The organism is Formosa sp. Hel3_A1_48 (assembly GCF_001735715.1).
Taxonomy (GTDB): Bacteria; Bacteroidota; Bacteroidia; order Flavobacteriales; family Flavobacteriaceae; genus UBA3537.
The window spans coordinates 1,403,789-1,429,788 of record NZ_CP017259.1 but is presented as its reverse complement, the minus strand read 5'-3'; the positions used below and the strand labels follow the sequence as shown (position 1 = coordinate 1,429,788).

Here is a 26,000-nt window from a genome sequence, read left to right as displayed (position 1 = left end):
CCATGAAACGAAGAAAGTTTATAAAAAACGCATCACTATCAGGCTTAGGCATCACAATAGGTGGCTCATTAAAAGGTTGCGTCGAAACTTCTTCGGAGGAAGCAAATATAAACAAATCAAAAGCTCAACTCCCCTTGGTTGTTGCAACTTGGAATGTACAATCTGCCACAGCCAAAGCTTGGGAAGTGCTAACCAAAGGGGGCAGTGCTTTAGATGCAGTGGAACATGGCTGCCGATTGGAAGAAGCAAACGAAAACGGACAGACTGTAGGCAAAGGCGGACTTCCGGACAGAGATGGCAATGTGACCCTTGATGCCTGTATTATGAATGCTGAGGGAAATACGGGGTCTGTTGTTTATATGCAAAACATTACCCATGCAGTTTCAGTTTCACGAAAAGTCATGGAAGATACGCCGCATGTTATGCTTGCCGGTAAAGGTGCTGAGAAATTTGCACTCACAAAAGGATTTAAAAAAGAAAATCTACTGACCGACGCTTCAAAAAAAGCATGGAAAAAGTGGGCAAAAACAAGCCAATATAAGCCGATCATCAATATTGAAAATCACGACACCATTGGCATGTTAGCAATAGACCAGCAAGGAGATATTTCTGGTGCTTGTACAACAAGTGGTTTAGCCTACAAAATGAACGGTCGTGTTGGAGACTCCCCAATAATAGGTGCAGGCTTATTCGTTGATAATGAAATTGGTGGAGCTGTAGCAACTGGTCTTGGAGAAGAAATCGTAAAAACTGTAGGTAGTTTTTTAATCGTAGAACTTATGCGCCATGGGAAAACTCCACAGCAAGCCTGTGAAGAAGCCATAAAACGAATTGTACAAAAACCAAATAGCGATTATAAAAATTTTCAAGTAGGCTATATAGCCGTAAATAAGCAGGGTGAAATAGGGGCTTATTCTATTCATCAATGGTTCAGTTTAACCGCTTTTCAAAATGGCAGAAATCAAACCATTCAATCCGATTATTTCAATAAAAACTCCTAGGCTTTCTTATGGATAAACAAAAACGCTTATTTCTACTCGACGCCTATGCCCTTATTTTTAGAGGATACTATGCGTTTATCAAAAACCCGCGAATCAACTCCAAAGGGCTGGACACTTCGGCAATTCTTGGATTTACAAATTCCTTGTTGGATGTTATTAAAAGAGAACGGCCCGACCATTTAGCGGTATGCTTTGACAAAGGGGGTAGCACGGACCGAATTGAAATGTTTCCAGATTATAAAGCCAACCGTGATGAGACGCCAGAAGGTATAAAAGTTGCCGTCCCCTATATTTACAAAATTTTAGAAGCCATGCACATACCCATTATGGTAAAAGAAGGGTATGAAGCTGATGACATTATAGGGACGCTGGCTAAAAAGGCAGAAAGAGAAGGTTTTCAAACCTTTATGGTAACTCCTGACAAGGATTTTGCGCAGCTTGTTAGTGACAATATTTTCATGTACCGCCCCATGTTTGGCGGAGGCTATGAAACTTGGGGTATTGAGGAAGTTAAGGCAAAATTTGAAGTTCAAGACCCACTACAAGTAATCGACTTTTTAGGGATGAAAGGTGATGCAGTAGATAATATTCCTGGACTTCCTGGTGTAGGCGATAAAACAGCAAAAAAATTTATCAATCTTTATGGCAGTATGGAGGGATTGATTGAAAACACCCATGAACTGAAAGGGAAAATGAAAGAAAAAGTAGAAGCCAATGCCGAGTTAGGTCTACTTTCAAAAAAATTAGCTACAATTTTACTTGATGTCCCTGTTGCCTTTGATGCTAAAAATTTTGAATTGGATAAGCCTGATCATGACAAAGTGAATGCTATTTTTCAAGAGCTAGAATTTCGACGATTAATCGAAAACTTCAGAAAAACATTTGCAGCTGATACACCAAAAAATCAAGAGGAAAAACCAACAAAGCAAGCCGTGCCAATCAAGAATAATAACTCTGCAGGTACAGGACAGTTTTCACTTTTTGATGCCCCACAAGACAACGAAAGTATTGAACCTAGTTTCAAAAGAGCATCTCTAAAATCTGTATCTCATTTTTATCAATTTGTTGAAAGTGATCTTGCATTTGATTTGTTTTTTGAACAGCTTCAAAAACAAAAATCGGTTTGTTTCGATACAGAAACTACACATTTAGATGCTTTGCAAGCTGAACTAGTTGGGATTGCATTTTCGTGGGAAGCACATAAAGGATTTTATGTGCCTTTTCCTGAAGATCAGCTAAAAGCACAGCTATTAATAGATAAGTTAAGACCCTTTTTTGAAAATGATACTAGTGAAAAAATTGGACAAAACTTAAAATACGATCTCAAGGTTTTGCGCAAATATAATCTATCTGTTGAAGGTCCGCTTTTTGATACCATGATTGCCCACTACCTCATCAATCCTGACATGCGTCACAACATGAATATTCTAGCGGAAACCTATCTGAATTATTCCCCACAATCTATAGAAGAACTTATAGGTAAAAAAGGTAAAAATCAAAAAACAATGCGGGAGGTACCTGTAAAAGAGGTTGCAGAATACGCTGTAGAAGATGCCGACATCACCTTCCAATTGGCTCAACATTTTAAAAAGGAAATGTCCGATGCGAATACACTAAATTTATTTAATTCTATTGAAATTCCATTGATCAAGGTATTGGCGGATATGGAGTTGGAAGGCATTCGTTTGAATGTTGATTTTCTAAATGGCTTGTCCTCAGATTTAGATAAGGATATTAGTGCATTAGAGGAATCTATTTACAACAAAGCAGGAGAAGTTTTTAATATTGCTTCTCCAAAACAACTGGGGGTAATTCTTTTTGAGAAATTAAAACTAGTTGATAAACCTAAAAAAACTAAAACGGGTCAATACAGCACCGCAGAAGATGTGTTGTCTTACTTAGCAAAAGACCACGAAATTATTAGAGCCATTTTAGAATACAGAGGATTAGCAAAGCTAAAAAGCACTTATGTAGACGCTCTTCCAGAGCAAGTTCTGAGCAAAACAGGGCATATCCATACTGAGTATTTACAAACTGTGGCTGCGACAGGGCGTTTAAGTAGTATCAATCCGAATTTGCAAAATATTCCCATTCGTACAGAGCGTGGTCGCCAAGTGCGAAAAGCTTTTATCCCCAAAGACGAACACCACATTTTATTAGCTGCCGATTATTCTCAAATTGAGCTTCGAGTAATTGCCGCCTTGAGCAAAGAGGAAACCATGATTCAAGCATTCAAGAATGGGGAAGATATTCATGCCTCTACGGCCTCAAAAGTGTTTAATGTGCCTTTGGAAGAAGTCACAAGAGAGCAGCGAAGCAATGCCAAAACTGTAAATTTTGGTATTATTTATGGAGTTTCGGCCTTTGGTCTAAGTAATCAAACGGATTTAAGTAGAACCGAAGCCAAGACACTTATAGATACTTACTATGCAACCTATCCAAAACTTCGTGCATACATGGCTGATCAAGTAGATTTTGCTCGAGATAACGGCTATGTCAAAACTATTTCTGAACGCAGAAGGTATTTGAAAGACATCAACTCAAGAAACGCGGTGGTGCGCGGAGCAGCTGAGCGCAATGCTGTAAATGCGCCAATTCAGGGCAGTGCAGCTGATATCATTAAAATAGCAATGATTCGAATTCACGACAAACTCAAAAATGGGAATTATAAATCAAAAATGCTTTTACAAGTTCATGATGAACTTGTTTTTGATGTCTATATGCCTGAACTAGAACGCATCAAAAGATTAATCAAGGAGGAAATGGAGAGTGCCCATACACTAAATGTTCCCTTAGATGTGGAAATAGATATGGGTGCAAATTGGTTAGAGGCGCATTAAAGTTCCAATGCCTTTTTAACGTCATTACTCATTAAATGCTCTTGTGGGTTTTCTAAGGCTTCTTTTACTGCAACTAAAAATCCTACAGATTCTTTTCCATCAATAATACGATGATCATAGGATAAGGCCACATACATCATAGGGCGGATGACCACCTTTCCATCTACAGCTACAGGACGTTCGATAATATTATGCATCCCTAAAATACCGCTTTGTGGAGGGTTGATTATTGGTGTTGAAAGCATACTACCAAATACTCCTCCGTTAGAAATTGTGAATGTTCCTCCAGTCATTTCATCGACAGTAATCTGACCATCTCTGGCGCGAATAGCCAAGCGTTTTACTTCAGCTTCTACCCCGCGGAATGATAAATTTTCAGCATTTCTAATCACAGGAACCATTAAGCCTTTAGGGCCTGAAACAGCGATACTGATATCACAAAAATCGTAAGAAATCATTTCTTTGCCATCAATCATTGAATTTACAGCTGGGAAAAGCTTAAGGGCGCGAACAACTGCAAGAGTAAAGAAACTCATAAAGCCAAGACCAACACCATGTTTTTCTTTAAACGTTTCTTTGTATTGTTTTCTAAGCTCAAAGATTGGAGACATATCAACCTCGTTAAAAGTTGTAAGCATGGCGGTTTCGTTTTTTGCTGAAACTAATCGTTCGGCAACTTTTCTGCGCAGCATAGATAGTTTGGATCGCTTAACACCACGACCATCTACGTCTACTTTTTGACCCATAGATGGTACTGCATTTACAGCATCTTCTTTAGTGATTCGTCCATCTTTTCCAGTCCCTAAAATTGCAGAAGTATCAATTCCTTTCTCAGCCAAAATTTTCTTTGCAGCAGGGCTAGCGGCCCCACTTGCATATGTGGTATTTGAGGTATTTACTGGCACAGGTGCAGCAGCAACTGGTGCAGACGGTTCTTTTACCTCAGGCTGAATCCCTTCTGGTTTTGAGGCGCTAGTATCAATCAAACAAACAACAGCACCTACTTCGACAGCATCACCCTCTTCCGCTTTCAGGGTAATGGTTCCGCTCTCCTCTGCTGGAAGCTCAAGTGTAGCTTTATCACTGTCCACTTCTGCAATGGCTTGATCTTTTTCAACATAATCGCCGTCTTGTACTAGCCACTCTGCAATTTCAACCTCTGTTATAGATTCGCCTGGCGAAGGCACTTTCATTTCTAAAATCATGCTATTTTTTTTTCGTCTTTTTTCTTTGATTATCTTTTGTTTGGTCAAAAACAAAATCAATAATTTCTTGGTGTCTCTTTTTCGACCGTGTAGCACTCCCTGCTGCAGGTGCACTATAACTCCTTCTAGATGCAACACGCCAATGTTTAGCTTGTGCGATATGCATCAACATGTGTGCATAAGCACCCATATTTCTAGGTTCTTCTTGAGCCCAAACAACATCTGTTGCTTTAGCGTATTTTGAAAGAACTGCTTCAATTTCTGCTTCAGGTAGCGGGAATAATTGTTCGATGCGTACAAACGCAATATCATCTCTACTTAATTGTTCTTGTCTTTCGATTAAGTCATAATAGAATTTACCTGTGACAAAAACTAAGGTTTCAATTTTTGATGCTTGTGCAGTTTTATCATCAATTAACGGTTGAAAACCTCCCGATGCAAATTCGTCTACTGATGAGATGACTTTTGGGTGTCTCAACAAACTTTTAGGGGTAAACACTACCAATGGTTTTCTGTAATCTGCTTTCAATTGTCGTCTCAAAAGGTGAAACATATTAGCGGGTGTGGTACAATCTGCTACAAACATATTGTCTTTGGCGCAAAGTTGTAAATAGCGTTCCATACGCCCCGAAGAATGCTCAGCGCCCTGTCCTTCATATCCATGAGGCAACAGCATAACAATGCCATTTGGTGTTTTCCATTTGTCTTCGCCACAAGAGATGTATTGATCGATCATAATCTGAGCACCATTGCTGAAATCACCAAATTGCGCTTCCCAAATACCTAAGGTATTAGGGCTCGCCATGGCGTAGCCATAATCAAATCCTAATACACCATACTCAGACAATAAGGAGTTGTAAACATGAAACTCCCCTTGTTCGGAAGATATATTATTTAGCAAGACTACTTCTTCTTCACTATCTTCTACTTTAACTACTGCATGACGGTGTGAAAATGTTCCACGTTCAACATCCTGACCAGAAATCCGAACATCGTAACCCTCTTGTAGTAAAGAGCCATAAGCTAAATGCTCTGCCATAGCCCAATCTAATTTATTTTGATCAAACATTGTTTGACGGGACTGAACCAAACGTTCTATTTTACGAATAAACTTTTTATCGCTTGGCAAAGTGGATATGACTTTTGCAATTTCGGCAAGTTTTTCTTTTGGATAAGTGGTGTCAACGTTCTCTAACATGCGGTCTGCGCGCGCTCTTGAAAAAGATGTCCAAGCGTCTTGCATAAAAGGGGTAATGACTGTTTTATCTTCTTTTCTGGAATCTTGGAGTTCAGATTCTAGGCTAGCTTTGTAGTTTTGTTCAAGCAGCTTTATGTATGCCTGGTCGATAATCCCTTCAGCAATCAATTTGTCTGCATATATAGCTCTGGGGTTTTGGTGTTTTGAGATTGCTTTATATAATTTTGGTTGAGTAAAGCGCGGCTCGTCCCCTTCGTTGTGCCCGTATTTCCTGTACCCAAGTAAATCGATAAAAACATCTCTTTTGAACTCCATTCGAAAGTCTAAAGCAAAACGAATTGCATGAACAACAGCTTCCACGTCATCGGCATTCACATGCAATACAGGAGAGAGTGTAACTTTACCTACATCGGTACAATAGGTGCTCGATCGAGCATCTAAATAATTGGTTGTGAATCCAATTTGATTGTTTACAACAATATGAATAGTACCGTTTGTTTTATAGCCGTCTAGTTTAGCCATTTGAACCACCTCATATATTAACCCCTGACCTGCAATGGCAGCGTCGCCATGAACTACTATTGGTAAAACTTTACTAAAATCGTCTTTGTAGTATTGGTCTTGTTTAGCTCGCGTAATCCCTTCGACAACAGCTCCTACAGTTTCAAGATGTGAAGGGTTAGGGGCTATACTTAAATTGATCCGGTTTCCGTTGTCGGTTAGACGGTCACTTGTCCAACCAAGATGGTATTTCACATCGCCATCAAAGACTTCCTCTTCATAATCCTTACCATCAAATTCACTGAAAATATCTTTAGCAGATTTTCCAAATATGTTAGTTAATGTACTTAAGCGCCCTCGGTGAGCCATACCCATTACAAATTCTTTAACCCCATAAGATGCTGCTTTTTCAATTAACGCATCTAATGCAGGTATAAGCGATTCATTCCCCTCAAGAGAAAACCGTTTTTGCCCTACATATTTGGTATGTAAAAAATGCTCAAACGAAACAGCTTCATTGAGTTTTTTTAAGATGTGTTTTTTCTCCTCAACAGAAAATTGTCCGTGATTGTCGTTTTGATTTAGTCGGTTTTGAATCCATTGGATTTCATCAGGTTGACGAATGTACATGTATTCTATTCCAATAGAATCACAGTAAATGGCTTCTAAATGCGTTCGAATTTTGAATAACGTTTGTGGACCAATCCCTAATATTTCGCCTGCATTGAATGTTGTACTAAGGTCGTTTTGGTTTAGTCCAAAATTTTCAATTTCAAGAGATGGCGCGTATTTTCTTCGTTCTCGAACCGGATTGGTCTTAGTAAACAAATGCCCTCTAGTGCGGTAGGAGTCAATCAATTTGACCACCTGAAATTCTTTTTGAACATGCTCTGGCACTTGAGTGCTTACCCCTTCAACCACTTCACCATTAAGTCCATAATTTTCAGCACCAAAATCGTACCCTTGAAAAAAAGCTCTCCAGCTGGGCTCAACGCTGTCCGGGTCTTGCTGGTATTGTTCATACAAATCGGCAAAATATACAGTGTGAGCAGCGTTTAAAAAGGAATACTTATCCATTTGATAGTGTGCGTTTTCTTAGAAAATAGTACAATTAAATTCTATCATCAAAAATACAACTTTTGTGAAAATCACATAGTGTTTTTTAATTTTAATATGTGTACGAATTTAAAGGTTTTAAGACGTTCTTGTCATCAATTGAGCTCCGAAACTACGAAGTAATTCTTTATTTTCTGGCTTTATGTCTAAAGACTCCAGATCATCAAAAGCTATTTGAGTGTAACTTTCTATGGCTTGTTTTGTTGCTTCTGCAGCTCCACTTTCGCTAAAAATCTGTAGGACCTTAGCTATCTTTTGATCTGAATCAATAGATGCGTTTTGGTAAAGCGCTTGTAATTTTGCTTTATTTTGATTTGATCCAAGTTCCATAACCTTGAGAACGAGATAGGTCTTTTTGTTTTCTATTATATCACCCCCTACTTGTTTGCCAAATGTTTCTGGATCCCCAAATGCATCAAGGTAATCGTCTTGAAGCTGAAATGCTATCCCTAAATTTCTGCCAAATGCGTAGCACTTTTTCTGAGACTCCTCAGATGCTTTGGCTACTATAGCGCCCATTTGCATCGCTGCGGCTACCAAAACGGCAGTTTTATATTCAATCATTTTTGTATACTCAGGAATCGTTACATCATAACGTGTTTCAAAATCAACATCGTATTGCTGCCCCTCACAAACCTGCAGCGCTGTTTTGCTGAACAAAGTCGTCAACTGCTGAAATTGCTCTGCGTTGTACGATTCAAAAAGCTGATAAGCCATGATGAGCATCGCATCTCCAGAAAGTATTCCTGTGTTCAAGCCCCACTTTTCATGAACGGTTTGTTGGCCTCTGCGCAAAGGGGCATTGTCCATAATATCATCGTGTATAAGTGAAAAGTTATGGAAGATTTCAATGGCTAAAGCTGCATCTAAGGAAGCAGAAACATCTCCTTCAAAACAGTCTGCCGTCATCAATGTTAAAGTTGGTCGTAAACGCTTTCCTCCTAATTTTAGAATATACTGAACCGGATCGTATAAATTCCGAGGTGATCGGATACGGTTATAGTGCTCTAAATAAGCGACAAATTGTTCTTGATACTGTTTGATAGATTTCATCAAAACAAAAATAGCAGATTTAGCTTTACAATACACTTGAAAATCAACAAATGTTAAAAAAATGTAAACTCTGGAAACTTTTATTGTTTTTCAAGTTTTCTGTATTATATTTGCATCCGCTTAATATGAAAAAAGAAATTATTTCTAAATCTGAAGAATTGTTTTTGTCCTTGGGGTTCAAAAATGTAACGATGGATGACATTGCCTCGGCTATGGGCATTTCCAAAAAAACGATTTATGCCAACTTTTCCAACAAAACCGAGCTCGTCAGGGCTGTGACATTTTCAGTGCTAGAATACATTTATCAGGAGATTGAAAAAATTAATAAATCAGCCATAAACCCCATTGAAGAATTGTATCAAATAAAAATGTTTGTGATGGACTATCTTAGAAACGAACGAGGTTCAGCACAATTTCAATTAAAAAAATACTATCCAAAAGTTTTTGAGCAATTAGAAATTAAAAAGTTCGAGAAAATGCATTCCTCTGTTGAAAACAGCCTAATAAAAGGAGTAGAATTAGAGTTGTTTAGGCCAATAATAGACACCGCTTTTATTTCCAGAGTTTACTTTGTGGGGATGTCGGGGATTCGTGACCAAAGTGTTTTTTCAGAAGATATGTTTGATAAAAATTATCTTATGGAAAGCTATTTGGAATATCATCTTAGAGCAATAGTCACAGAAAAAGGATTAGGTCTTCTCAATAAATACATTAAACAAAATAAAACCCAAAATGCATAAACTAATCTACTTGATAATGCTCTCGTTTACAGTTTTCGCTCAAGATTATCCTGTTTTAGCGTTTTCCTTGGAGGAAGCCGTAGAACATGCGCTTTTGTACAACAACACAGCGCAAAATAGCACAAGCGATGTGCGGTTAGCGCAACTGCAAAAGTGGCAAACAACCTCGACCGGTCTTCCTCAAATAAATGCTAATATTTCCTACAATAATTGGATACAACAACAAATCTCATTAATCCCAGCAGAATTTTTTGGAGGTAATGTAGGAGAATTTACGGAAGTGGCATTTGGAACAAAGCAAAGCATGAACGGAACATTGACCATAAGTCAAAAAATATTCGACGGCTCTTATTTAGTAGGCCTTCAGGCTGCAAAAGTCTATTTAGAGATTTCTAAAAATGCACAAGAAAAAACCTATACTGAATTAAGAATAGCGGTCACTAATTCATACGGCAACATTCTGCTAACAGAAGAAAATATTAAAATTCTAAATGCAAACATCACTGTAATTGAAAAGAATATAGAGGACCTTGAAAAAGTGTACGAGAATGGCATGACGGAGAAAGAAAATATAGAACAATTACAACTCACAAGATCTGGGCTCATCAGTGCTAAAAACTACAATCTTACGTTGAAAGATTTAGCCTATGCTATGTTCAATCTAACAATTGGAGTGGACACTAACGCAACTGTAGTGTTGACTGATAGTATGGAGGATTTAATAGCTCTTTCTGAAATTAAAAACACAACTATAGCCAAAAATAGTGTAGAAAATACAATTGATTTCCAAATTGCCCGAAATGATTTAAAATCTAAAGAACTCCTCTTAAAGCTCGAAAAAAGTAAAGCTTTACCAACTATTAATGCTTTTGTTAATGGTACTTATTCTGGTAACAGCAATAACTTTGATTTTTTAGATCAATCTCAAAAATGGTTCGGAGCATCTGTGTTTGGATTAAATATGTCTATCCCATTATTCAGTTCTTTAGGACGTTCGGCTTTAACACAAAAAGCAAAAATAAATCTAGAAAAATCCGAACGTGACCTCAACAATTTAAGACAGCAGATTCTCGTTAAAATTAAAAGCGCTAAGAACGATTTGACCTTTGCTAAACAAGACTTGGTGAATAAGAAACAAGGGCTAGATCTCGCCAAAAGGATAGAGCAAAAAAATCAAATAAAATTCTTTGAAGGTCTTGCCAGTAGTTTTGAATTGAGTCAGGCACAAGCTCAATTATACACCGCCCAGCAACAATATATCCAAGCCATGCTTTATGTACTAAACAAACACATAGCTTTGGATGTTTTATTAAACCCTAATCAAATAAATTGAAAAAATATTCATGAAAAAGATAAGTATTTTGTTATGTTTTTTATTGGCTGCCTCTTGTGGGAACTCAAAAAAACAATCCGCAACACTTTTAGAGCTAAAAGTTCAAAAAGCGACTCTTATAGATCAAATCGACAGCTTAAGCTCTATTCTCAATTCCGTAGAATCTAACATTTCAAAACTAGATACAACCAAACGTCTGAATGTTGTCACAGCAGTTCAAGCAGAAAATAAATTGTTCCGTCATTATATTGAGGTTCAAGGTACTGTTGAAGCGGAGCAAAGTGTTGAATTGTACCCAGAACGCAGTGGTACTATCACCTCGATTTTTGTTAAAGAAGGGCAACAAGTCTCAAAAGGACAAAATTTAGCACAAATTGATAGTTCAATAATTGAAAGCTCAATAACTGAATTGCAAACGCAACTGGATTTAGCAAGAACAACTTTTGAACGCCAGAAACGTTTGTGGGATCAAAATATTGGAAGTGAACTTCAGTTTCTTCAAACTAAGGCCAAAAAAGAAGGCTTAGAAAACAACTTGAACAGCTTGAGAGAGCAAGCCAAAAAACTAAAAGTGACAGCCCCATTTTCAGGAATTATAGATGAAATTTTTATTAAAGAAGGTGGGATTGCTAACCCACAACTGCCCGCAGTGCGCTTGGTAAATTTAAGCAAGGTACATGTGGAAAGTGACGTTACCGAGTCGTACCTAAAAACAGTACGTAAAAATACTGAAGTTGAACTTTTCTTCCCCTCAATCGGAAAAAAAGTAAAAGCCAAAATTGACCAGGTTGGGAATTTTATAAATCCAAACAACAGAAGTTTTAAAGTCCGTATGAATATCAACAACCCCAATAATGAACTTAAGGCTAATTTGCTAGCCAATGTCCGTATTAATGATTTTCAAAACAGTGGAATTGTAATCCCAACCAAATTAATTCAAAAAGATCGTTTAGATAAAAAATTCGTCTACACGCTCCAAAAGCAAGGCAATACATTTATGGTTGAGAAAACATACATCAATACTACATTGAACTATGATAATGAGTCTTTCATTGAAGAGGGTTTAACAGAAAATATTTTGATTGTAGATAAAGGTTTTCGCTTAGTCAAAGCTAATGAAAATGTAATTTTAGCAGAATAATCGAGCCATGAGTAAAAAAAACAAAGAATTTAAGTTATCCTCTTGGTCAATTTCAAATAAATCGACCGTAGCGGTTATTACCTTTATTGTTCTTCTTGGTGGTTTTCTATCGTATACCAGTATGCCTAGAGAAAACTACCCGGAAATTATCGTCCCTCAGATTTACGTAGCGACACCCTATCCTGGAAATTCTGCTTTAGATGTAGAAAAGTTGATTACCAAACGGCTGGAAAAAGAAATAAATGCCATCACTGGAGTGGATAAAATTACATCTACATCGATTCAAGGATTTTCTAGTATCAATGTTGAGTTCAATTTTGATATTAGCCCCTCCGATGCACTTCAAAAGGTTAAAAATAAGGTAGATATTGCTATGGCTGACAAAGACTTTCCAAAAGATTTGCCCGCTGAACCAAGCATTACAGAAACAAACTTTAATGAGCAAATGCCCATTATGAACATCAACCTTTCTGGAGACTTTTCAATGGATCAGTTAAAGGATTATGCTGAATATCTTGAAGACGAAATCGAAGAGCTAACAGAAATTTCAGGGGTTGATATCAGAGGGGTTCAGGAAAAGGAACTAGAGGTTGCTATTGATTTATATAAAATGCAAGCTTCGAAAATCAGTTTTAATGACATTGAGAACGCCATAGTATTTGAAAACCAAAGCATATCAAGTGGAGATATTCTTGAAAATGGAATACGGAGAAATGTGCGTGTTACAGGTGAGTTTAAAGACCCTTTAGCCATCAAAGATATTGTTGTTAAACATGAAAATGGTCAAATTGTATTTCTCAGGGACATTGCAGATGTTGAGTTTAAAGAGCAAGAAAAACAAAGCTATGCTCGTGAATACACACAGCCCGTGGTTATGCTAGACGTGAAAAAAAGAAGTGGCCAAAACTTGTTAAAAGCCTCAGCCAAAATTGATGAAATTATCGCCAAAGCAAAATCCTCTGTTTTCCCTGAAAGTCTAATCATTTCTAAGACCAATGACCAATCCAACGACACGAGAACGATGGTGGCCGATTTGGAAAACAGTATTATTTTGGGTGTCATATTAGTGGTGACTGTTCTATACTTCTTTCTAGGATTTAGAAATGCACTATTTGTCGGAATTGCCATTCCTTTGTCGATGTTTTTATCATTTATTATTCTGAATTTTTTAGGTGTAACACTGAACACAATGGTCTTGTTTTCTCTAGTTATTGCACTAGGGATGTTAGTTGATAATGGTATTGTAGTTGTCGAAAATGTATACAGACTAATGGATGAAGGTATGCCTAAAATCCAAGCTGCAAAACAAGGGGTTGGTGAAGTTGCTTGGCCTATAATTGCTTCAACAGCAACTACCCTTGCCGCATTTTTACCTTTGATCATGTGGGACGGTATTATTGGAAAGTTCATGCAATGGCTTCCTATCACACTTATTATCGTATTGAGTTCATCCTTGTTTGTAGCCTTGGTCATAAACCCTATGCTGATTTCACTCTATATGAAAGTTGTAAAGAAAGAGAATAAAGTGACGCTCATCAATAAACTAGAGGGCATTTACGAAAAGTTCTTAGCCTTTGCACTGAGGGGTAAAAACCCTTACAGCATAGTTTTTGGCTCGTTTATGTTGCTTTTTACAGCGGCTGGATTGATGTATTTTTTCCCACCAAAAGTCTTATTCTTTCCAAATACAGAAGCGAAACAAGTCTTTGTTTTCGTCGAATACCCAATAGGAACTGATATTGAAGAAACCAACACCCTTTCCTTGCGAATTGAAAAAGATATTGAAACCCATTTAAAAAAATATGAAATTGATGGCGAAAACTTTCTAGTAACTTCTATAATAGGACAAGTTGGAGAGGGCACAGCAGACCCTAGCAAAGGACAGACGGGAGGTAATACCCCAAACAAAGCACGAATTACGGTTGATTTTGTAAAATTTCAAGACAGATTAGGCGTTAGCTCAGAACAAGTGCTAAACGATATTCGCAATGTTATTAAAGGCTACCCTGGCGTGAGTATAGTTGTGGATAAACCTGCAGATGGCCCACCTACAGGATCGCCTGTCAATCTAGAAATTAAAGGTGATGATTATACGCTCATTCTTAAAACTGCCAATCAACTTAAATCATTCATTAATACCGCAAATATCCCAGGCATCGAAGAACTTAAACTGGATATTGATCAAGGAAAACCAGAGCTCCTAGTAAATGTGGACCGCCAAAAAGCGAGAAGACTAGGGGTTTCAACAGGGCTTATTGGTAATAATTTGAGAACAGCACTATATGGAAAAGAAATTTCAACGTTCAAAGATTTTACAGACGATTATCCCATTAATATCCGTTTGAAAGAAGAGTATAGATACAATAGAAATGCACTGTTGAATCAGAAAATTACATTCAGAGATCAGGGAAGTGGGCGAATAAAACAAGTCCCTATTTCAGCTGTAGCAACAACACAAAACAACAGCAGCTTTAGTGCTGTTAAACGCATTGATCTTGACCGCGTAGTAACCGTTTATTCCAATGTTTTAAATGGATACAATCCAACAGATGTAAACGATAAAATTAGAGCTTTACTCAACGATTTTGAGATTCCCAAAGGTCTAGAAATTAACTTTACGGGGGAACAGGAAAAACAAGCAAAAGAAATGGCTTTTCTCAGCAAAGCTCTACTTATTGCGGTTTTATTGATTTTCCTTATTCTTGTGGGGCAATTCAACTCGGCAACAACACCAATAATTATTTCCATTTCCGTATTCCTAAGTTTAATAGGAGTTCTATTTGGGTTACTTATTTTTAGAATGGATTTTGTGATTTTGATGACCATGATAGGTATCATTTCTCTTGCAGGAATTGTTGTCAACAATGCCATTGTTCTTATTGACTACATCAATTTAATCATTGACAGAAAGCGAAAAACGTTGAATTTAGATGGTGCAGAACAACTGACCTCATCACAGCTACTAGAGTGCATTGTTGAGGGAGGGAAAACAAGGCTTAGACCGGTTTTACTTACCGCAATGACAACTATCCTTGGCCTTTTACCCCTTGCTTTAGGAATCAACATAAATTTTAAAACCTTGATTACAGAACTAAATCCAAACTTTTATATCGGGGGCGAAAATGTTGCTTTTTGGGGGCCAATGGGTTGGGCAATTATTTACGGGCTTTCATTTGCGACGTTTTTAACTCTTGTTGTGGTTCCTATATTATATTATTTAATAAATAAAATAAAAACTAAAGGTGTGAATGTTGCTGCATAGATGTGGTGTTTTTATTTTAATAATCTTAAATTTGCGCTATTAACAAAATAAAATGTACAGAACGCATCATTGCGGTGAATTAAGAGCATCGCACATAAATCAAAAAGTAACTCTCTCAGGATGGGTCCAAAAATTTAGAGACAAAGGGTTTGTAGCATGGGTCGACTTAAGGGATCGCTATGGCATCACTCAGCTTGTTTTTGATGCGGATCGTACCGACAAAGAATTAATGAAATCAGCCAGAAATTTAGGCCGAGAATTTGTAGTTCAAGTTTCTGGAACTGTTATTGAAAGAGCCTCTAAAAACCCAAATATTGATACTGGCGATATTGAAATTTTAGTTGAGTCATTAACTCTTCTCAACAGCGCAAAGGTCCCGCCCTTTACAATTGAAGATGATACCGACGGCGGGGAAGAGTTGCGCATGAAATACCGTTATTTAGACATTCGCCGAAACCCTGTTAAAAACAATTTGATTTTCAGACACAAAGTTGCTCAAGAAGTAAGAAACTACTTGTCGTCTATTGAATTTATTGAAGTTGAAACGCCTTACCTAATCAAATCTACACCTGAGGGAGCACGTGATTTTGTGGTTCCAAGCCGTATGAATGAAGGACAGTTTTATGCCCTCCCCCAATCGCCACAAACCTTTAAACAGTTGTTGATGGTAGGCGGCATGGATAAATATTTCCAAATCGTTAAATGTTTTAGAGACGAGGATTTACGTGCCGATCGTCAACCAGAATTTACACAAATCGACTGTGAAATGACTTTTGTGGAACAAGAAGACATTTTAAATACTTTCGAAGGCTTAACAAAGCACTTGATCAAAGAAATAAACGGAGTTGAATTATCAGAATTTCCAAGAATGACCTTTGATGAGGCGATGAAACGTTATGGAAACGACAAGCCTGATATTCGTTTTGGTATGGAGTTTGGCGAACTTAATGACGTAGCTCAGCACAAAGATTTTAAGGTATTTAACACAGCAGATCTCGTTGTAGGGATTGCAATTCCAGGGGGAAATTCCTATTCAAGAAAAGAAATTGATAAACTTATTGATTGGGTAAAACGTCCACAAATTGGCGCTTTGGGAATGGTTTATGTACGTTGCAATGAAGACGGTACTTATAAATCTTCTGTCGATAAATTTTATGACCAAAATGATTTGGCCAATTGGGCAGAAAAAACAGGGGCTAATTCTGGCGACTTAATATGTGTACTCTCTGGACAAACTAGTAAAGTACGCGCACAGTTAAGCGCTCTACGCATGGAGTTAGCAGAACGACTAGGTTTAAGAAATCCAAAAGAATTTGCTCCACTTTGGGTTACCGATTTTCCACTTCTGGAGTGGGATGAAGATACACAACGCTATCATGCAATGCATCATCCGTTTACAGCACCTAAACCAGAAGATATCAAATTATTAGATACAGACCCTGGAGCTGTGAAAGCCAATGCATATGATTTGGTTCTGAATGGAAATGAAATCGGAGGTGGATCAATCCGAATTCACGATAAAGAAACACAAGCTTTGATGTTTAATCACCTTGGATTTACAGAAGAAGAAGCCAAAGCACAATTTGGCTTCTTGATGAATGCATTCGAGTATGGTGCCCCACCTCATGGTGGCATTGCCTTTGGGCTAGATCGACTGGTTGCTATTTTAGGCGGTCAAGAAACGATTCGCGACTTTATTGCATTCCCGAAAAATAATTCGGGAAGAGATGTCATGATTGATGCCCCAGCGCCAATTGCAAATGATCAGTTGGATGAATTAGGGTTAAAAACTAAATAATCCACTACATTGATGAAGTATTTAATTTGGATTCTTTTTATAGCCTCTGTAGGAAGTATTTTTTTGGGGTTTGCAATTCCCGATTCTGATACTACAGATGCATTGAAGAAAGCCAACGAAATTGCAATTTCGGAAAAACTTATTGGATTTGGAATCGTTGGACTTTTTGTGCTTGTATTCCCTTTATTTTCATATTACCGCTGGAAAGACAAAAAGGCTTCTGATTATATGCTCAATAAAGAAAATATCGAGAAAATGAGGGCCTACAACAATAAGAAGGAGTAACTAATTCAAATTCCTTTTCTCAATAAAAAAGCGCTTCAACAATTCTGAAGACTCGTCTGCTAACACACCGCCTTGAATTTTTGTTTTTGGGTGTAATGTGGATCCCATCGTTAAGAACCCCCGCTCTTGATCCTTTGCACCAAATACGACTCTGGAAATTTGACTCCAATACAATGCCCCAGCACACATTTGGCAGGGTTCTAAGGTGACATATAATGTACAATCGTGTAAAAATTTCCCTCCTAAATAATTGGAAGCAGCAGTAACAGCTTGCATTTCGGCGTGAGCGGTAACATCATTTAACAGCTCTGTCAAATTATGTGCCCTAGCAATAATTTGTTGGTCCACAACGACCACAGCGCCTACAGGGACCTCACCTTGATCAAAAGCCAAATGGGCTTCAACCAATGCCTTTTTCATAAAATACGCATCATCAAATTCTATATTCATATACCAAAAATACGATTTCAAACGTGTATTTTTGTATTGTGCAAAAAAAAATAATTAAACATATTCAACATCCAAAAGATTTACGCAATCTTGATGCAGAATCATTGAATTCTGTTGCTCAAGAATTGCGCGAAATGATTATCGAAATTGTCGCCAGCAAAGAGGGCCATTTGGGAGCAAGCTTGGGAGTTGTTGAGCTCACCATAGCATTGCATTACGTCTTCAATACACCAAATGATTTACTGATTTGGGATGTTGGTCATCAGGCTTATGGACACAAAATCTTAACAGGAAGAAAAGAAAAATTTGAAACCAATCGGCAATTGGGCGGGCTCAGTGGCTTCCCTAAACGCAGTGAGAGTACTTTTGATGCCTTTGGCACAGGGCATGCCTCTACATCTATATCTGCAGCGCTGGGTATGGCTATAGCAAGTCAGCTCAAAGGGCTTCAAAAACACCACATCGCTGTTATTGGTGATGCTTCTATAGCAAGTGGAATGGCTTTCGAGGGGCTAAATCATGCAGGAGTCACTAATGCTAATTTATTGGTTATTTTAAATGATAATGCGATTGGTATTGATCCAAGCGTGGGGGCACTTAAGCAGTATTTGACAAACGTCAAAAAAGGAAAACAAAAAGAAGATAATATTTTTGAAGCGCTAAATTTTGAATACTCTGGCCCTATTGACGGGCACAATCTTGATGCTTTAGTGTTAGAATTAGAACGCCTAAAAACGATTGAAGGGCCTAAATTTTTGCACGTGATTACAACAAAAGGCAAAGGGCTAAAACAAGCCGAAGAACATCAAGTCACTTATCATGCCCCGGGAAAATTTAATGCCAAAACAGGTGATTTACTTCCTTCAAAGCACATTAAAGAACCTGATAAATTTCAAGATGTATTCGGAAAAACACTAGTAGAATTGGCCGAAAAAAATGAAAATATCATCGGTATTACCCCTGCTATGCCTACTGGAAGCTCTATAAAATTTTTGATGGAAGCATTCCCAAATCGAGCATTTGATGTGGGAATAGCAGAACAACATGCCGTAACCTTGGCTGCTGGAATGGCTACACAAGGACTAATTCCTTTTTGCGCAATTTACTCCACCTTTTTACAGCGGGCCTATGATCAAGTCATTCATGATGTCGCATTACAAAATTTACCCGTAATATTTTGTTTAGACCGGGCAGGGCTTGTTGGGCAAGACGGTGCTACACACCACGGCGTATTTGATATCGCCTATTTAAGATGCGTCCCAAATCTTATTGTAGTAGCGCCGAGAAATGAAATTGAATTGCGTAACATCATGTACACTGCGCAAATGGGGCTGAAAAATCCTATCGCTATTCGATATCCAAGAGGACGCGGAACACTTTTGGATTGGAAAAAAGACTTTGAATCTATCCCCATTGGAAAGGGCGTTCAGTTAAAAACAGGTAAAAATACAGCCGTTTTAAGTATAGGCGCCATGGCCAATAATGTTCATAAAGCAATAAAAGGTTTACCGATTGCTCATTATGACATGCGGTTTGTAAAACCCCTAGATGATGCTTTACTGAACCAAATTTTTGAAGCCTACACCACCATTATCACTGTAGAAAATGGAACAACTGTTGGCGGATTTGGAAGTGCAGTTTTAGAATTTGCTGCAGAAAACGGATACACAAACAAGATCAAAATAAAAGGAGTACCAGATGCATTTATTGAGCACGGTACTACGGATGAGTTACAGCAACAACTAGGATTGGATGTCAATGGACTAAGAGAATTTTTTATAGAATTCTAAAAGCTCAGCCCTTTTAATTTCTTGTAGGTCAATACCGCATTACTATCTGAGTATGATGCCACTACAGAACATACCCCCATCAAACGATTGTATAAATTCTGATGCTGAAGTTCCATGTCTTTAGGAAGCAATTTGATTAAAAGTTTGTCGTAACTGCTGGCTTTGGTTTCATGAAAATTATTCACTGCTGTTGTGTAACGTGAAAGTAATTCATTGATAATTTCAAAACCGGATATTTCTTTGTCAATAACTTCTTGTGCATTATAAATTCTATCGATACTCAATTTTATAATGTCATTAATTTGGGCTTGGTATTTACTTTTTTCCAAAAGTGAAACATCAAAAGTCCCATTTAAAATTGCGGTTTCATTTTTTATAAAAATAGCAACAACATCGTCAATAAGAGTCCCAATAGCCAATGCTCTCAAATAACTAACTCTTGCTTGTGTTGTTGGAAGGGCATTGTATTTTTTGGTTTGAATGGTGTCTCTGACTAAGTTAATTAAATATTCTAGTGCAAATTCCTCTTCAATAAGACCTAAATTAATTCCATCTTCAAAATCAATAATGGTATAGCAAATATCGTCCGCGGCTTCAACCAAAAACGTTAGCGGGTGTCTGCCAAATTGATGGTCATCAGAGTTTATTTTTAGAAGTCCTAGTTCTTTTGCAACTTCCAAAAATATGGTTTCTTCGCTTTGAAAAAATCCATATTTCTTAGAGGCAATATGTGGGGTTGGTTTTTTGGGCAGCGAAGCTTTTGGATATTTTGTAAAAGCGCCTAGAGTCGCATAGCTCAAGCGTAAACCACCTGGGCGCCCTTTCAAATCTTGTGTCAAGATTTGAAAGCCATTGGCATTACCTTCAAAATCACATAGATCTTGGTATTGTTTGTCTGTAAGTGCTGATTTAAAACTCCGCCCAGGACCATTTTTAAAAAAATGGCCAATTGCTTTTTCGCCTGAGTGCCCGAAAGGAGGGTTTCCTATATCGTGAGCCAAAGCAGCAGCAGCAACAATAGAGCCAAAATCGTTGGGTTTATAGCCATGGATTTCTTTTAAAGCAGGATGTTTTTCTAAAATTATTTCACCTACTTTTCGCCCTAAAGACCGTGCTACAACACTCACCTCCAAGCTGTGGGTAAGACGAGTATGAACAAAGTCCGTTGAAGAAAGGGGAATAACCTGAGTCTTATCTTGCAGACTTCTAAATTCTGTAGAAAAAATAATACGATCGTAATCTACATCAAATCCAAGCCGGGTTTCGTCTTGCTCTTTACGTAAGCGCTTGTTGGTGTCGCCTTGTCGTTTGAGGGATAATAATTGCTCCCAATTCATGGTCTTACTCATAGGTGCAAGATAATGATTTTCAATGTTAAGTTAATATTTCCTTTTTTGTATTATTTGATAATTTACATAACACAACCATAATGCTAATGTAAATTAGAATTAACAAAACTTTTGTGTGTTTGAGTTTAATTTGCATAAACTTAATTATATAAATATTTAAAAATGAAAAAATCAATTTTAGCTTTTTCTGTTCTTGCAACAATAGCTTTATTTAGTTGTTCATCTGATGATGATAACAACGGTGGAACAACTACACCCCAGGTTAATGTGGTTTCTGTAACAGGTTCAATTACTTCTAATACCACATGGTCAAATGACAACATTTACCAATTAAATCAAAAAGTTGTTGTACAAGATGGTGCGACACTTACAATTGAAGCTGGAACTATTGTTAAAGGTAGCTCAGGTACAGGATCTTTAGCTTCTGCATTAGTAGTTGCTCGTGGTGGAAAATTAATGGCAGAAGGAACAGCTTCTGAGCCAATTATTATGACTTCTGCTTCTGACAACATAACAATTGGACAAACCATGGGTACTAACCTAGACCAAAATGATAGAGGTCTTTGGGGCGGATTAATTGTATTAGGAAATGCACCTTGTTCTTTCTCTGGCGATGTGACTGATCTTCAAATAGAAGGGATTCCTGCTGAAGACACATGGGGTCTTTATGGAGGATCTAATGCTACAGATAATTCAGGAGTTATGAAATATATTTCTATACGACACGGTGGAGCTTTAATTGGTGAAGGAAATGAAATTAATGGCTTAACTCTTGGTGGTGTTGGATCTGGAACTGAAATTGATCACATAGAAGTTGTCGCTAATGTTGACGATGGTGTTGAATTCTTCGGAGGAACTGTTAATGCTTCAAACTTATTAGTTTGGGCACAAGGTGATGATGCCATAGATATTGATCAAGCTTACTCTGGAACCATAGACAATGTTGTTGTACATTTAGGTGATGTATCAGATCACGCTTTTGAAGTGGATGGACCTGAAGGAACTGCAGCTGGTTCGTTTATACTTCAAAATGCTTCAATTTTTGGTAATAGTGTTACTGAAAACGGAGAGTATGCTGATTATAGAAAAGCAGCAACAGGAGCTACTAATAATGTTTTTGCAAGTGGATTTCCTGTAGGAAAAGATGTTGAATTAGACAACGATGCTGTTGCAGAAAGCTACAATGCAGGTACATTAACTTTTGGAACATGGGAAATTATTTTGCCTTCTGGAGTTACTGATGTTACTTCAATCTTTGTGAACAAGGCAGAGAATGTTTCTGTAACTGGATTTGGTGACAATGCCACCGCTGTAACTGCCCAAGGTTCTGTTGGCGCTGATACTAGTGCTTTTGGCTGGACATATTCAAATGCAAAAGCTGGTTTAGGTTACTAAACTGAATCCAGAAATTGAATTAGTTTTTAAGCAATCGTTCGCATATCTTTGCGAACGATTGTTTTGTAATATATATATCCTATGAAAAATTTAAATAAATTTCTTTTATTATTTTCGCTAACTATTTTAACTGCATTGCATGTTGTTGCACAAACAGGTAAAATCTCTGGTACCGTAATGGACGGTGAATTCAATGAACCAATGGCTTTCGCTAACGTTCTAATTAAAAATACAACAAAAGGAACGACATCCGATTTTGATGGTAAATATACCATCGACGTTGAACCAGGAAATTATACAGTTGTCTTTTCATATATTGGTTATCAAACTATTGAAATTTCTGATGTGAATATTGTGGCCAGTGATGATGTTATTGTAGACGTTACGCTTAATACCAATTCGCTTGAGACAGTTGTGATTACTACTACTGTAAGAAAAAATACAGAATCTGCAGTGTTAGATCTACAAAAAAATTCCATTACACTTCTTGATGGCTTATCTGCTCAAGGGATAAAAAGTAGTGGAGCTAGCAATATCGCTAATGCCGTAAAGAACGTTCCTGGCGTATCTATTCAAGGTGGAAAATATGTTTATGTACGAGGACTTGGTGATCGCTACACAAAATCAATTTTAAATGGTGTTGATATTCCTGGATTAGATCCAGACCGAAATACCGTTCAAATGGATATATTCCCGACAAGTATATTGGATAATATTATAGTCGTTAAATCTGCAGCAGCAGAATATGCTGCAGATTTTACTGGAGGAGTGATAGACATAGTGACTAAAGATTTCCCAACTAAAGCAAATTATTCAATATCTATTGGGACAGGTTATAACCCTAACATGCACTTCAGAGATGATTATTTAAGCTATACGGGGAGTAAAACAGATTTTTTAGGATATGACAATGGAATGAGAAACCTACCTATCAATAGAAATCAATCCATTCCTGGTACATTCGAAAATAGTTCTATTTTGACCAATATGACAGATAAATTCAATAAAGAGTTATCAGCAAAACAAAGCAACAGTGGAGCGAATTTCGATTTTGGATTTACCGCTGGAAATCAATATGATGTTGGGGAAAATAAATTGGGATATCAATTTTCATTATCCTACAAAAACCAGACACAATTTTATGACGATCGTATTGATGGGACGTTTATTAAGGATGAAAACAATACTTCTATTACCGAACTTTTGGGAACCAGACGATCAAACGGTATTGAAGGTAAAAGCAATATATTGTTAAGTACGCTTGCAGGAATTGTGTACAAGCGTGAACTAGCAAAATATAAGCTTAACTTTTTACACATACAAAATGGTGAAAGCACAGCAGGACTCTACAATCAAGAAATTGCCCAAGCAGGTGGAGGAAGTGGTTTTGAGCCCATTAAAAAAGATGCTTTGCTTTACACACAGCGGTCAATCACAAATATACTATTTGGGGGACAGCATTCATTTTCTGAAGGCGAGTGGAAATTGAACTGGAAATTATCACCATCTCTTTCAAGGGTATACGACAAAGATCATAGAATAACGCCTCTTCAACAAAGCGATAATGGGGAGTTCTTTATAAGCCCAAGTGCTGCGAGTTATCCTATTAGAATTTGGAGAAATTTAGAAGAACTTAATGTTGTTGGGAAGCTAGATGTCGTAAGAAAGTACAGCTTTAAAGAGCGCCCTGCAAAACTTAAATTTGGTGTAAGCCAAACCATAAAACAACGTGATTTTTTCATTGATGATTATACTTTTACTAAAAGCGGAACACTTCAAGTTCAAAATGGTAACTCAGACAATCTATTATCTGAAGGGAATATTTGGATTCCGGAAACAGACCAAGGTACTCATCTTGTTTTTGGTGATCTTTTTGAAAAATCCAATGCGTTTGATGCCATACAAAATGTGAGTGCGGCCTATGTTTCCAACGAGTTCGGAGTCACAGAAAAACTTAAAGCGGTTGTGGGTTTGCGAACGGAGCTTTTTTCATCGATTTATAGTGGGCAAAATCAAGCTGGAACTGAAGTTTTTAAGGATGAAAAAATTATAGACAAATTGGATTTTTTCCCATCAGCTAATCTAATTTATGGTTTGAGCGATAATATAAACTTAAGGATGTCGTATTCGCGAACAACTGCAAGACCTTCATTTAAAGAGGCTTCGAAAAGTCAAATTTTTGACCCTATTACCAATCGTCTTTTCATTGGGAATATTAATTTAGACCCTTCTTACATCAATAATTTTGATGCTAGAGCTGAATTTTTTGGACAAAATAGTGAAATGATTGCATTTAGTGTATTTTATAAAGATTTCACCGATCCTATAGAATTAACATTTTATGAATCTGCACCAGATCAATTAACACCAAGAAATTTAGGGAATGCATCTGTTGTTGGTCTAGAATTTGAATTTAGAAAATCATTAGGTTTTATTGCCAATAGTTTAGAAAAACTAAAATTTAATGTTAATGCTTCCTACATTGATTCTAGTCTAACAATGTTCGAAGATGAATTTAACCGTAGGGTTAATGCTGCAAGGGATGGAGAGCGTGTTGAAAATAAAAGAGAATTACAAGGACAATCCCCATATTTAATCAACACAGGTTTAAATTATACTGATTCTGAAATCGGGCTACAAACTGGGCTATTCTTTAATGTTCAAGGAAAAACATTAGAAGTTGTTGGAACAGGAATTGTCCCTGATGTTTACACTGTGCCATTTAACAGTCTAAATTTCACTTTAAATAAGAAATTTGGCCCAGAAAAGAAATCAACAATAGATGTTAAAGTTTCTAATATTTTGAACAGTAAGCGCAAAAGCGTCTATGAGTCATTTAATGCTTCTGATCAAATTTTTACCCAATTAAATCCTGGAACAGAATTTTCAATTGGATATAGTTACAGTTTTTAAGTGACATCAAAAAAGCTCCCTATTGTGGGAGCTTTTTTTATTTTATATTAAATGCAATATCTGATTTTTGACGCCACTCGTTAACATTTACAATTTTGGAATCTAAAAAATCAACTTCCTTAAGTACATTTTCAGTCCAAAACAACCACTGCCCTGTTTTTAGGCCATCAGAATAATACCCTTGGGATAATTTATTGCCTTGAAAATCATAACTTGTCCAAAGACCTTCCAAAACGCCTTGCTTTGTAAAAAACCCTTGTTGCTGAATAGAGCCATTTTCGTGAAAATACGTGGCTTGAATCAAATCGCCTTGGGCTTCAAAAGTTGGATTAATAGCATTTTGAGAAAATGATAAAAGACCCATTGATGCGAATAAAATCAAAATATATCGTTTCATAATGTATGGTTTTAGGGTTATTATAAAACAATATTATACAAATTTTTACAATAAATCAACTATTTGTTTACATTAATTTAACATTAAACATATAAGTAATTGATTGTCAACATTTTATGTTATTATAAAAAATTTATGCTGTTTTTACTTTTTATCAGATTAAAACAGCAAAATAAGGTTTTTTGTGTGTGTATAGATAACATTCAATTAACATTAGAATAATAATATTAAAT

The 26,000-nt window shown here is 37.0% G+C and carries 17 protein-coding genes; 11 read left to right on the top strand and 6 right to left on the bottom strand.

The window, feature by feature from the left end; genetic code table 11:
* The first annotated feature begins 2 nt into the window (after window positions 1-2).
* Window positions 3-1,001 (top strand): N(4)-(beta-N-acetylglucosaminyl)-L-asparaginase, encoded by a 999-nt coding sequence (locus tag FORMA_RS06515; protein WP_069674899.1) that lies wholly within the window; start codon window positions 3-5, stop codon window positions 999-1,001.
* Window positions 1,002-1,009: 8 nt separating this feature from the next.
* Window positions 1,010-3,841, top strand: a complete 2,832-nt coding sequence (polA, locus tag FORMA_RS06510; protein ID WP_069674898.1) for a DNA polymerase I — start codon at window positions 1,010-1,012, stop codon at window positions 3,839-3,841.
* Here the strand turns inward: polA and odhB are convergent.
* The 3 genes from odhB to FORMA_RS06495 all read right to left on the bottom strand — a co-directional run bounded on the left by odhB (window position 3,838) and on the right by FORMA_RS06495 (window position 8,914).
* Window positions 3,838-5,046 carry a 2-oxoglutarate dehydrogenase complex dihydrolipoyllysine-residue succinyltransferase gene (gene odhB, locus FORMA_RS06505; protein ID WP_069675470.1) on the bottom strand — a complete coding sequence of 403 codons (1,209 nt, stop codon included), beginning with the start codon at window positions 5,044-5,046 and terminating at the stop codon, window positions 3,838-3,840. The two genes, polA and odhB, sit on opposite strands and share 4 nt — an antisense overlap.
* A gap of 1 nt (window position 5,047) precedes the next feature.
* Entirely contained in the window at window positions 5,048-7,822 is a 2,775-nt protein-coding gene (locus tag FORMA_RS06500) for a 2-oxoglutarate dehydrogenase E1 component (RefSeq protein ID WP_069674897.1), read from the bottom strand.
* A gap of 117 nt (window positions 7,823-7,939) precedes the next feature.
* Window positions 7,940-8,914, bottom strand: coding sequence for a polyprenyl synthetase family protein (locus FORMA_RS06495; protein ID WP_069674896.1), 975 nt, complete (start codon window positions 8,912-8,914; stop codon window positions 7,940-7,942).
* 125 nt (window positions 8,915-9,039) lie between these two features.
* On the opposite strand from FORMA_RS06495, the gene FORMA_RS06490 reads away from it, so the two are divergent.
* From FORMA_RS06490 to FORMA_RS06465, 6 genes are read left to right on the top strand one after another with little or no spacing between them, the layout of a single operon-like run.
* Complete coding sequence (locus FORMA_RS06490) at window positions 9,040-9,654, top strand: TetR/AcrR family transcriptional regulator (protein WP_069674895.1); 615 nt, start codon at window positions 9,040-9,042, stop codon at window positions 9,652-9,654.
* Window positions 9,647-10,987 carry a TolC family protein gene (locus FORMA_RS06485; protein WP_069674894.1) on the top strand — a complete coding sequence of 447 codons (1,341 nt, stop codon included), beginning with the start codon at window positions 9,647-9,649 and terminating at the stop codon, window positions 10,985-10,987. The genes FORMA_RS06490 and FORMA_RS06485 overlap by 8 nt, the downstream gene beginning before the upstream one ends.
* A gap of 10 nt (window positions 10,988-10,997) precedes the next feature.
* Window positions 10,998-12,128 (top strand): efflux RND transporter periplasmic adaptor subunit, encoded by a 1,131-nt coding sequence (locus tag FORMA_RS06480; RefSeq protein WP_069674893.1) that lies wholly within the window; start codon window positions 10,998-11,000, stop codon window positions 12,126-12,128.
* Window positions 12,129-12,135: 7 nt separating this feature from the next.
* Window positions 12,136-15,390, top strand: a complete 3,255-nt coding sequence (locus FORMA_RS06475; protein ID WP_069674892.1) for an efflux RND transporter permease subunit — start codon at window positions 12,136-12,138, stop codon at window positions 15,388-15,390.
* Window positions 15,391-15,442: 52 nt separating this feature from the next.
* Window positions 15,443-17,188 carry an aspartate--tRNA ligase gene (aspS, locus tag FORMA_RS06470; RefSeq protein ID WP_069674891.1) on the top strand — a complete coding sequence of 582 codons (1,746 nt, stop codon included), beginning with the start codon at window positions 15,443-15,445 and terminating at the stop codon, window positions 17,186-17,188.
* A 12-nt stretch (window positions 17,189-17,200) separates the two neighbouring features.
* Complete coding sequence (locus FORMA_RS06465; RefSeq protein ID WP_069674890.1) at window positions 17,201-17,473, top strand: hypothetical protein; 273 nt, start codon at window positions 17,201-17,203, stop codon at window positions 17,471-17,473.
* On the opposite strand, the gene FORMA_RS06460 is transcribed toward FORMA_RS06465, so the two are convergent.
* Window positions 17,474-17,923, bottom strand: a complete 450-nt coding sequence (locus tag FORMA_RS06460; protein WP_069674889.1) for a nucleoside deaminase — start codon at window positions 17,921-17,923, stop codon at window positions 17,474-17,476.
* 38 nt (window positions 17,924-17,961) lie between these two features.
* Between FORMA_RS06460 and FORMA_RS06455 the strand changes: the two genes are divergently transcribed.
* Window positions 17,962-19,713 (top strand): 1-deoxy-D-xylulose-5-phosphate synthase, encoded by a 1,752-nt coding sequence (locus FORMA_RS06455; RefSeq protein ID WP_069674888.1) that lies wholly within the window; start codon window positions 17,962-17,964, stop codon window positions 19,711-19,713.
* Here the strand turns inward: FORMA_RS06455 and dgt are convergent.
* On the bottom strand, window positions 19,710-21,050 hold the full coding sequence (dgt, locus tag FORMA_RS06450; protein ID WP_069674887.1) for a dGTP triphosphohydrolase: 1,341 nt from the start codon (window positions 21,048-21,050) through the stop codon (window positions 19,710-19,712). The genes FORMA_RS06455 and dgt overlap by 4 nt on opposite strands.
* A gap of 174 nt (window positions 21,051-21,224) precedes the next feature.
* On the opposite strand from dgt, the gene FORMA_RS06445 reads away from it, so the two are divergent.
* Together FORMA_RS06445 and FORMA_RS06440 are read left to right on the top strand one after the other, a co-directional pair.
* Window positions 21,225-22,457 (top strand): hypothetical protein, encoded by a 1,233-nt coding sequence (locus tag FORMA_RS06445; protein WP_069674886.1) that lies wholly within the window; start codon window positions 21,225-21,227, stop codon window positions 22,455-22,457.
* Between the two features lie 81 nt (window positions 22,458-22,538).
* A complete protein-coding gene (locus FORMA_RS06440) occupies window positions 22,539-25,370 on the top strand; it encodes a TonB-dependent receptor (protein WP_069674885.1) in 2,832 nt (943 codons plus the stop codon).
* A 37-nt stretch (window positions 25,371-25,407) separates the two neighbouring features.
* Here the strand turns inward: FORMA_RS06440 and FORMA_RS06435 are convergent, their stop codons facing one another.
* Window positions 25,408-25,767, bottom strand: coding sequence for a toxin-antitoxin system YwqK family antitoxin (locus tag FORMA_RS06435; RefSeq protein ID WP_069674884.1), 360 nt, complete (start codon window positions 25,765-25,767; stop codon window positions 25,408-25,410).
* Window positions 25,768-26,000 lie beyond the last annotated feature (233 nt).

What these genes read in the sequence shown, in the direction of transcription:
- FORMA_RS06465 (WP_069674890.1), top strand. Translation starts at nt 17,201, where the DNA reads ATGAAGTATTTAATTTGGATTCTTTTTATAGCCTCTGTAGGAAGTATT.
- aspS (WP_069674891.1), top strand. Translation starts at nt 15,443, where the DNA reads ATGTACAGAACGCATCATTGCGGTGAATTAAGAGCATCGCACATAAAT.
- FORMA_RS06440 (WP_069674885.1), top strand. Translation starts at nt 22,539, where the DNA reads ATGAAAAATTTAAATAAATTTCTTTTATTATTTTCGCTAACTATTTTA.
- FORMA_RS06445 (WP_069674886.1), top strand. Translation starts at nt 21,225, where the DNA reads ATGAAAAAATCAATTTTAGCTTTTTCTGTTCTTGCAACAATAGCTTTA.
- FORMA_RS06475 (WP_069674892.1), top strand. Translation starts at nt 12,136, where the DNA reads ATGAGTAAAAAAAACAAAGAATTTAAGTTATCCTCTTGGTCAATTTCA.
- odhB (WP_069675470.1), bottom strand. Translation starts at nt 5,046, where the DNA reads ATGATTTTAGAAATGAAAGTGCCTTCGCCAGGCGAATCTATAACAGAG.
- FORMA_RS06435 (WP_069674884.1), bottom strand. Translation starts at nt 25,767, where the DNA reads ATGAAACGATATATTTTGATTTTATTCGCATCAATGGGTCTTTTATCA.
- FORMA_RS06485 (WP_069674894.1), top strand. Translation starts at nt 9,647, where the DNA reads ATGCATAAACTAATCTACTTGATAATGCTCTCGTTTACAGTTTTCGCT.
- FORMA_RS06495 (WP_069674896.1), bottom strand. Translation starts at nt 8,914, where the DNA reads ATGAAATCTATCAAACAGTATCAAGAACAATTTGTCGCTTATTTAGAG.
- FORMA_RS06515 (WP_069674899.1), top strand. Translation starts at nt 3, where the DNA reads ATGAAACGAAGAAAGTTTATAAAAAACGCATCACTATCAGGCTTAGGC.
- FORMA_RS06480 (WP_069674893.1), top strand. Translation starts at nt 10,998, where the DNA reads ATGAAAAAGATAAGTATTTTGTTATGTTTTTTATTGGCTGCCTCTTGT.
- dgt (WP_069674887.1), bottom strand. Translation starts at nt 21,050, where the DNA reads ATGAATTGGGAGCAATTATTATCCCTCAAACGACAAGGCGACACCAAC.
- FORMA_RS06460 (WP_069674889.1), bottom strand. Translation starts at nt 17,923, where the DNA reads ATGAATATAGAATTTGATGATGCGTATTTTATGAAAAAGGCATTGGTT.
- FORMA_RS06490 (WP_069674895.1), top strand. Translation starts at nt 9,040, where the DNA reads ATGAAAAAAGAAATTATTTCTAAATCTGAAGAATTGTTTTTGTCCTTG.
- FORMA_RS06500 (WP_069674897.1), bottom strand. Translation starts at nt 7,822, where the DNA reads ATGGATAAGTATTCCTTTTTAAACGCTGCTCACACTGTATATTTTGCC.
- polA (WP_069674898.1), top strand. Translation starts at nt 1,010, where the DNA reads ATGGATAAACAAAAACGCTTATTTCTACTCGACGCCTATGCCCTTATT.